The sequence below is a fragment of the Streptomyces sp. SBT349 genome (genome assembly GCF_001083795.1).
In the GTDB taxonomy this organism is placed as follows: domain Bacteria; phylum Actinomycetota; class Actinomycetes; order Streptomycetales; family Streptomycetaceae; genus Streptomyces.
Window position 1 is genome coordinate 22,891 of sequence record NZ_LAVK01000048.1, and the last position, 7,355, is coordinate 30,245.

Sequence of the window (7,355 nt, forward strand, 5' to 3'; positions counted from 1 at the left end):
CATTCCCCACCCAAAGCCCGGCGCGGACCTCGTGCCGGGGCCCGATGCCGACGGTGGCGGGAGGGACAGCGTGAGGCGGATGACGGCTCGGCCGGGGAACGTGCATCAGGCGCGTCTTCTGCGTCTCCTGCGCGACGGCGGGCCCAGCTCGCGCGCCCAGCTCGGCGACCGGATCGAGCTCTCCCGCTCCAAGCTGGCGGTGGAGATCGACCGGCTGCTCGACACCGGCCTGGTGGTGGGCGACGGGTTCGCCGCGTCCCGCGGCGGGCGCAGGTCCCACAACGTCCGGCTCGCGCCCCAGCTGCGCTTCCTCGGCGTGGACATCGGCGCCACCTCCATCGACGTGGCCGTGACCGGTCCCGAGCTGGAGATCCTGGGTCACCTCACCGCGCCGATGGACGTCCGCGAAGGGCCGGTGGCGGTCTTCGAGCAGGTGCTCGCCATGGCCGCCAAGCTGAAGGACGCCGGCCTCGCCGAGCACTTCGACGGCGCCGGGATAGGCGTCCCCGGGCCCGTACGCTTCCCCGACGGGATCCCGGTGGCGCCGCCCATCATGCCGGGCTGGGACGGCTTCCCCGTGCGCGAGGCGCTCGGCCAGGAGCTCGGCTGCCCGGTCATGGTGGACAACGACGTGAACCTGATGGCCCTGGGCGAGCAGCACGCCGGAGTCGCGCACTCCGTCCAGGACTTCATCTGCGTCAAGATCGGCACCGGCATCGGCTGCGGGATCGTCGCCGACGGCAAGGTGCACCGCGGGGCCACCGGCAGCGCCGGCGACATCGGCCACATCCAGGTCGAGGCCGACGGCCGGCAGTGCCCCTGCGGCAACCGCGGCTGCCTGGAGGCGTACTTCGGTGGCGCCGCCCTCGCCAGGGACGCGGAGGGCGCCGCCAGGGACGGGCGCTCCGCCGAACTCGCCGCCCGGCTCGACGCCGTGGGCACCCTCACCGCCGCCGACGTGGCCTCGGCCGCGTCCGCGGGCGACGTGGCCGCCCTCGACCTCATCAGGAACGGCGGGAACCGCACGGGTCAGGTCATCGCCGGCCTGGTCAGCTTCTTCAACCCGGCCCTGGTGGTGATCGGCGGCGGGGTGACCGGCCTCGGCCACACCCTGCTCGCCGCCATCCGCACCCAGGTGTACCGGCAGTCCCTCCCGCTGGCCACGGGAAACCTCCCGATCGTTCTGGGAGAACTCGGCCCCGCCGCCGGCGTCACCGGCGCGGCCCGCCTCATCAGCGATCACCTCTTCAGCTACACCCCGACATAACCGACGCGAGGGCACCGCCCTCACCGCCCAGATCCCTCCGAGACCGCTCCACCGGACGGACCGCCCCCACCGGGCCGCACACCCCGAGCCACAGATCCCGAGTCGCACCACCGCACCACCCCACCCTGCCCACGCACGCCCGCGCACCGGCACCGCCGAGGAGGCCAGCCATGGCAAGCGCGCCACCGCCGATACTCACGCTGAGTGGCATCAGCAAGTCGTTCCCCGGCGTTCGCGCCCTCCAGGGCGTCGACCTCGACGTCCTGCCAGGGGAGGTCCACTGCCTGCTCGGACAGAACGGCGCCGGCAAGTCGACCCTCATCAAGGTCGTCTCGGGCGCCCACCAGCCCGACGCCGGCGAGATCACCTGGCAGGGCGAACACACCGTCATCGGCTCGCCCAGCGCCGCCATGCGGCTCGGCATCGCCACCATCTACCAGGAGCTCGACCTCATCGAGCACGTCTCCGTCACCGAGAACGTCCACCTCGGCAACGAGAAGTCGAAGGCGGGCTTCGTCCGCCGCGGCGCCGCCCGCGCCGCCACGGCCGACATCCTCGCCCGGCTCGGCCACCCGGAGATCAGCCCCGACCGCATCGTGAGCTCCCTCTCCGCGGCCGGCCGGCAGGTCGTCAGCATGGCCCGCGCGCTCTCCCACGACGCCAAGCTGATCATCATGGACGAGCCGTCCGCCGTGCTCGACCCGGACGAGGTGAACAACCTCTTCCGCATCGTCGACAACCTCACCGAGGCCGGCGTCGCCATCGTCTACATATCCCACCGCCTGGAGGAGATCCGCCGCATCGGCGACCGCGTCACCGTCCTGAAGGACGGCCGCGCCGTCGCCCGGGGGCTGCCCGCCGACACCACGGCCACGCGCGACATCGTCTCGCTCATGACCGGCCGCGACATCGAGCACCCCTTCCCCGAACGGCCCGGCCCGCCCCCCGCCGCGGCGGACGCCACCCCGGTGCTGCACGTCGAAGGGCTCGCCAGGGAAGGGGAGTTCGCCCCCCTCGACCTCACGGTGCAGGCCGGTGAGATCGTCGGCCTCGCGGGCCTGGTCGGCTCGGGCCGCTCCGAGATCCTGGAGACCATCTACGGCGCCCGCCGCCCCACCGCCGGGCGCGTCCTGGTCGGCGGCCGCCCGCTGCGGCCCGGCAATGTCACCTCCGCCGTCCGCGCCGGCGTGGGCCTCGCCCCCGAGGAGCGGAAGGCGCAGGCGCTCTTCCTGCTCGACTCGGTCACCCGCAACGTGACCATCTCCTCCCTGCCGCGCTTCTCCCGCGGTGGCTGGCTGGACCGTTCCGGCGAACGCAAGGCCGCCAGGGAACACACCCGCGAGCTGTCCCTGCGCCCCGACAACCCCGAGGCCAGGATCCGCACCCTCTCCGGCGGCAACCAGCAGAAGGCCGTGCTCGCCCGCTGGCTGCTGCGCGACTGCAAGGTGCTGCTCCTCGACGAGCCCACCCGCGGCGTCGACGTCGGCGCGCGGGCCGAGCTCTACGCCCTGATCCGCCGCCTGGCCGACGAAGGGGTCGCCGTGCTCCTCGTCTCCAGCGAGATCCCGGAGGTCCTCGGCCTCGCCGACCGGGTGCTCGTCGTGCGCGAGGGACAGGTCGTTCACACCGCCCCCGCCCCGGAGCTCGACGAGCACCGGGTTCTCGATCTCGTCATGGAAGGGAGTCCGGCGTGACCCACGGCGCCACCTCCGAACCCGCAGCATCCGCGCTCACCAAGACGGAGACGCCGGGCGCTTCCCCACCCCAGGGCGGCGGGGAGCGGTCCGCCTCCCGGCTGGTGCTCGGCAAGCTCACGGACGTGCACACCGTCTCGCTGATCGGCGTGCTGCTCGCCCTCGTCGTGATCGGCACCATCACCGAGCGGGAGTCGTTCCTCACCACGGACAACCTCCAACTCGTCCTGACCCAGGCGTCGATCATCGGCGTGGTCACGGTCGGCATGACCTTCGTGATCATCGGCGGCGGCATCGACCTGTCCGTCGGCGCCATCGTCGCGCTCGCCTCGGTGTGGTGCACCACCGTCGCCACCCAGGAGTTCGGCTTCGGGGGCATCCTCTTCACCGCGCTCGCCGTCGGCCTCGGCTGCGGCCTCGTCAACGGCACCCTGATCGCCTTCGGGCCGATGGTCCCGTTCGTCGCCACGCTCGCCATGCTGGCCTCGGCCCGCGGCCTCGCGCTCCAGATCACCGGCGGCAGCACCCAGTCCGTCACCGTGGACTCGGTGCTCGAACTCAGCCGCCGCGACAACTTCGTCCTCGGCGTGCCCCCGCTGGTCATCATGTTCGCCGTGGTCGTCGTCCTCGGCTGGCTGCTGCTGACCCGCACCACCTTCGGCCGCCGCACCGTGGCGATCGGCGGCAACCCGGAGGCCGCGCGGCTCGCCGGCATCGCCGTCAAGCGCCAGCGGCTGATGCTCTACGCCCTGTCCGGACTGTGCTGCGGCATCGCCGCGTTCATGCTGGTCGTCCTCACCGGCTCCGGACAGAACACCAACGGCAACCTGTACGAGCTCAACGCCATCGCCGCGGCGATCATCGGCGGCACCCTGCTCAGCGGCGGGCGCGGCACGATCCTCGGCTCGGTGCTCGGCGTCCTGGTCTTCACCACCATCACCAATCTGTTCATCCTGAACAACCTCGACAGCGCGGCCCAGCAGATCGCGCAGGGCGCGATCATCGTCGTCGCCGTTCTCCTCCAGCGACGCACCGCAACCACCTGACCCGCACACCTTAGGAAGGTCGACCGTCATGAGCTCTTCTTCCTCACGCAAGGGCCCGCTCGCGAGCCGCAGAAACATGCTCTTCGGGTCGGCCGCCGCCGCCTCGGGGCTCTTCATCGCCGGATGCACCAGCAACGAGTCCAACGACGACGAGGGCGCCGAGCAGCAGGCCCCCGCGGCGAGCGAGGAGCCGGGCACCCCGGTCACCATCGGCTTCGCCGGCCCGCAGGCCGACCACGGCTGGCTCAACGCGATCAACGAGCAGGCCCGCGCCCGCGCCGAGCTCTACGACGAGGTCACCCTGGAGATCACCGAGGGCTCCAACGACACGGCCACCCAGATCGGCCAGGTCGAGGCCCTGATCAACGGCGGGGTCGACGTGCTGGTCATCCTGCCCGCCGACGGCGTCGCGATGACCGAGACCGGCCTCGAGGCGATGCGCGCCGGGATACCGGTGATCAACCTGGACCGCATCTTCGACAACCCCCAGGCGTACCGCACCTGGATCGGGGGCGACAATTACGGCATGGGCCTCAATGCCGGACACTACATCGGCGAGCAGCTGCGCGACGTGGAGAACGCCCGCGTCGTCGAGCTGTCGGGCCCGGACAGCCTGGAGCTGACCGGGCAGCGCACCCAGGGCTTCGACGACGCCCTGGCGAACTACCCCAACATCCAGAAGGTGGCGCGCCAGGCGGCCGAGTTCACCACCGAGTCGGGGCAGGAGGTCATGTCGGGTCTCCTCCAGGCGGAGTCGCAGTTCCACGCCCTGTGGAACCACGACGACGACCAGGGCGCCGGCGCGCTCCAGGCCATCGCCCAGGCGGGGCGCGACGAGTTCATCATGGTGGGCGGCGCCGGTTCCAAGGCCGCGATGGACCACATCAAGGCCGACGACTCGGTTCTGAAGGCCACCGTGCTCTACCCGCCGACGATGGCGGCCTCCGCCATCGACCTGGCCAGGGCGCTGGGCCAGGCCCGGGGGATCAACGGACTGGCCGAGTTCGAGATCCCGTCCTCGGTGACGCTCTTCTCCGCCGTGGTGTCCGCGGACAACGTCGACCAGTACCTGCCGACCGGCTTCAACTGATCCGTACCCCCAACCGACAGGGAACCAGATGCCGTACTCCACCACCGCACCTCCCCTCGGCGTCGGCATGGTCGGCTACGCCTTCATGGGGGCGGCGCACTCCCAGGGCTGGCGCACCGTCGCCAGGGCCTACGACCTGCCGCTGACCCCCGTGATGGCCGCCGTGTGCGGGCGTGACCGGACCGCCGTCGAAGCCGCCGCCGACCGCCTCGGCTGGGCGGCGGCCGAGACCGACTGGCGCGCCCTCATCACCCGCGACGACGTCACGCTCGTGGACATCTGCACCCCGGGGGACAGCCACGCCGAGATCGCCATCGCCGCCCTGGAGGCGGGCAAGCACGTGCTGTGCGAGAAGCCTCTCGCCAACACCGTCGCCGAGGCCGAGGCCATGACCGCGGCGGCCATAGAGGCCCGCAAGCGCGGGCAGCTCGCCATGGTCGGCTTCAACTACCGCCGTGTCCCGGCCCTCGCGCTCGCGCGCAAGCTGATCGCCGAGGGCCGGCTCGGCACGCTCCGCCACGTCCGCGCCAGCTACCTCCAGGACTGGGCGGCCGACCCCGCGTTGCCCCTGGTCTGGCGGCTGCGCAAGGAGAAGGCGGGCTCCGGCGCCCTGGGCGACCTGGGCGCGCACATCATCGACATCGCGCAGCACCTCTCGGGGGAGCTGCTGACCGGTGTCTCCGCGCAGACCGAGACGTTCGTCAAGGAACGCGCCCTGCCCGACGGAGAGGAGGGGCAGGTCGGCGAGGTCACGGTCGACGACGCGGCCGTCTTCAACGGCAGGCTCGCGTCCGGCGCGCTGGCCTCCTTCGAGGTCAGCCGCTTCGCCGCCGGCCGCAAGAACCAGCTGCGCGTCGAGGTCAACGGGTCCGACGGCTCGCTGGTGTTCGACCTGGAGCGGCTCAACGAGCTGGAGTTCCACGACAACACCCAGCCCGCGGCCGAGGGCGGATTCCGCCGCATCCTGGTGACCGAGCCCGACCACCCCTATCTGGAGGGCTGGTGGCCCCCGGGGCACGGCCTGGGCTACGAGCACACCTTCACCCACCAGGCGCGGGACCTCGTTCACCACATCGCGAGCGGGACGCAGCCGGAGCCGACGTTCGCCGACGGCCTCCAGGTCCAGCGCGTGCTCGCGGCGATCGAGGAGAGCGCCGCGAAGAACGCCGTCCACACCTCCATCCCCGTCCCGGCAGCCGAGTGAGGATTCTTAAGGAGACCACGCACCATGCCACGGAACTTCACCCTGTTCACCGGCCAGTGGGCGGACCTGCCGCTGGAGGAGGTCTGCCGCCTGGCTCGCGAGTTCGGCTACGACGGCCTTGAACTCGCCTGCTGGGGCGACCACTTCGAGGTCGACCGCGCCCTGGCCGAGCCCGACTACATCGCGGGCCGACACGCCCTCCTGGAGAAGTACGGCCTGAAGTGCTGGGCCATCTCCAACCACCTGCTGGGCCAGGCGGTCTGCGACAACCCGATCGACGAGCGCCACCAGGGCATCCTGGCGCCGCGGATCTGGGGCGACGGCGAGCCCGAGGGCGTGCGCCGGCGGGCCGCCAAGGAACTGGCCGACACGGCGCGGGCTGCCGCCGCCTTCGGCGTCCAGACCGTCATCGGCTTCACCGGCTCCTCGATCTGGCACCTGGTGGCCATGTTCCCGCCCGTGCCGCCCGGCATGATCGACCGCGGCTACGAGGACTTCGCGGAGCGGTTCAACCCGATCCTCGACGTCTTCGACGCCGAGGGCGTCCGGTTCGCCCACGAGGTGCACCCCAGCGAGATCGCCTACGACTACTGGACGACCAAGCGCGCCCTGGAGGCGGTCGACCACCGTCCGGCGTTCGGGCTGAACTTCGACCCGAGCCACTTCGTCTGGCAGGACCTGGACCCGGTCAACTTCCTGTACGACTTCCAGGACCGCATCTACCACGTGGACTGCAAGGAGGCCCGCCGCCGCCTCGACGGCCGCAACGGGCGCCTCGGCTCCCACCTGCCGTGGGGCGACCCCCGGCGAGGCTGGGACTTCGTGTCCGCGGGCCACGGCGACGTGGCCTGGGAGGACGTCTTCCGGATGCTGCGCGCCATCGGCTACGACGGGCCGATCTCGGTGGAGTGGGAGGACGCGGGCATGGACCGGCTGGCCGGAGCCCCCGAGGCCCTGGCCCGGCTCAAGGCGTTCGACTACCCGCCGCCCACCGCCTCCTTCGACGCGGCCTTCGGCGGCGAATAACCCGCCCGCTCCGTCAGCGGGTTCCTCC

The 7,355-nt window shown here is 71.8% G+C and carries 6 protein-coding genes; all 6 read left to right on the top strand.

From position 1 onward, the window contains the following. Nucleotides 1-79 precede the first annotated feature (79 nt). The 6 genes from ADY01_RS08870 to ADY01_RS08895 all read left to right on the top strand — a co-directional run bounded on the left by ADY01_RS08870 (nt 80) and on the right by ADY01_RS08895 (nt 7,327). On the top strand, nt 80-1,267 hold the full coding sequence (locus ADY01_RS08870) for an ROK family transcriptional regulator (protein ID WP_049568542.1): 1,188 nt from the start codon (nt 80-82) through the stop codon (nt 1,265-1,267). A 170-nt stretch (nt 1,268-1,437) separates the two neighbouring features. Beyond that, a complete protein-coding gene (locus ADY01_RS08875) occupies nt 1,438-2,961 on the top strand; it encodes a sugar ABC transporter ATP-binding protein (protein ID WP_049568546.1) in 1,524 nt (507 codons plus the stop codon). Further along, nucleotides 2,958-4,007: an ABC transporter permease gene (locus ADY01_RS08880; protein ID WP_078900117.1), complete on the top strand. Its 1,050-nt coding sequence runs from the start codon at nt 2,958-2,960 to the stop codon at nt 4,005-4,007. Before ADY01_RS08875 ends, ADY01_RS08880 begins: the two co-directional genes overlap by 4 nt. A gap of 28 nt (nt 4,008-4,035) precedes the next feature. Continuing rightward, entirely contained in the window at nt 4,036-5,097 is a 1,062-nt protein-coding gene (locus ADY01_RS08885) for a substrate-binding domain-containing protein (protein WP_078900118.1), read from the top strand. A 28-nt stretch (nt 5,098-5,125) separates the two neighbouring features. Next, nucleotides 5,126-6,301: a Gfo/Idh/MocA family protein gene (locus tag ADY01_RS08890; RefSeq protein ID WP_049568553.1), complete on the top strand. Its 1,176-nt coding sequence runs from the start codon at nt 5,126-5,128 to the stop codon at nt 6,299-6,301. A 24-nt stretch (nt 6,302-6,325) separates the two neighbouring features. Next, nucleotides 6,326-7,327, top strand: a complete 1,002-nt coding sequence (locus ADY01_RS08895; protein WP_049568556.1) for a sugar phosphate isomerase/epimerase family protein — start codon at nt 6,326-6,328, stop codon at nt 7,325-7,327. Nucleotides 7,328-7,355 lie beyond the last annotated feature (28 nt).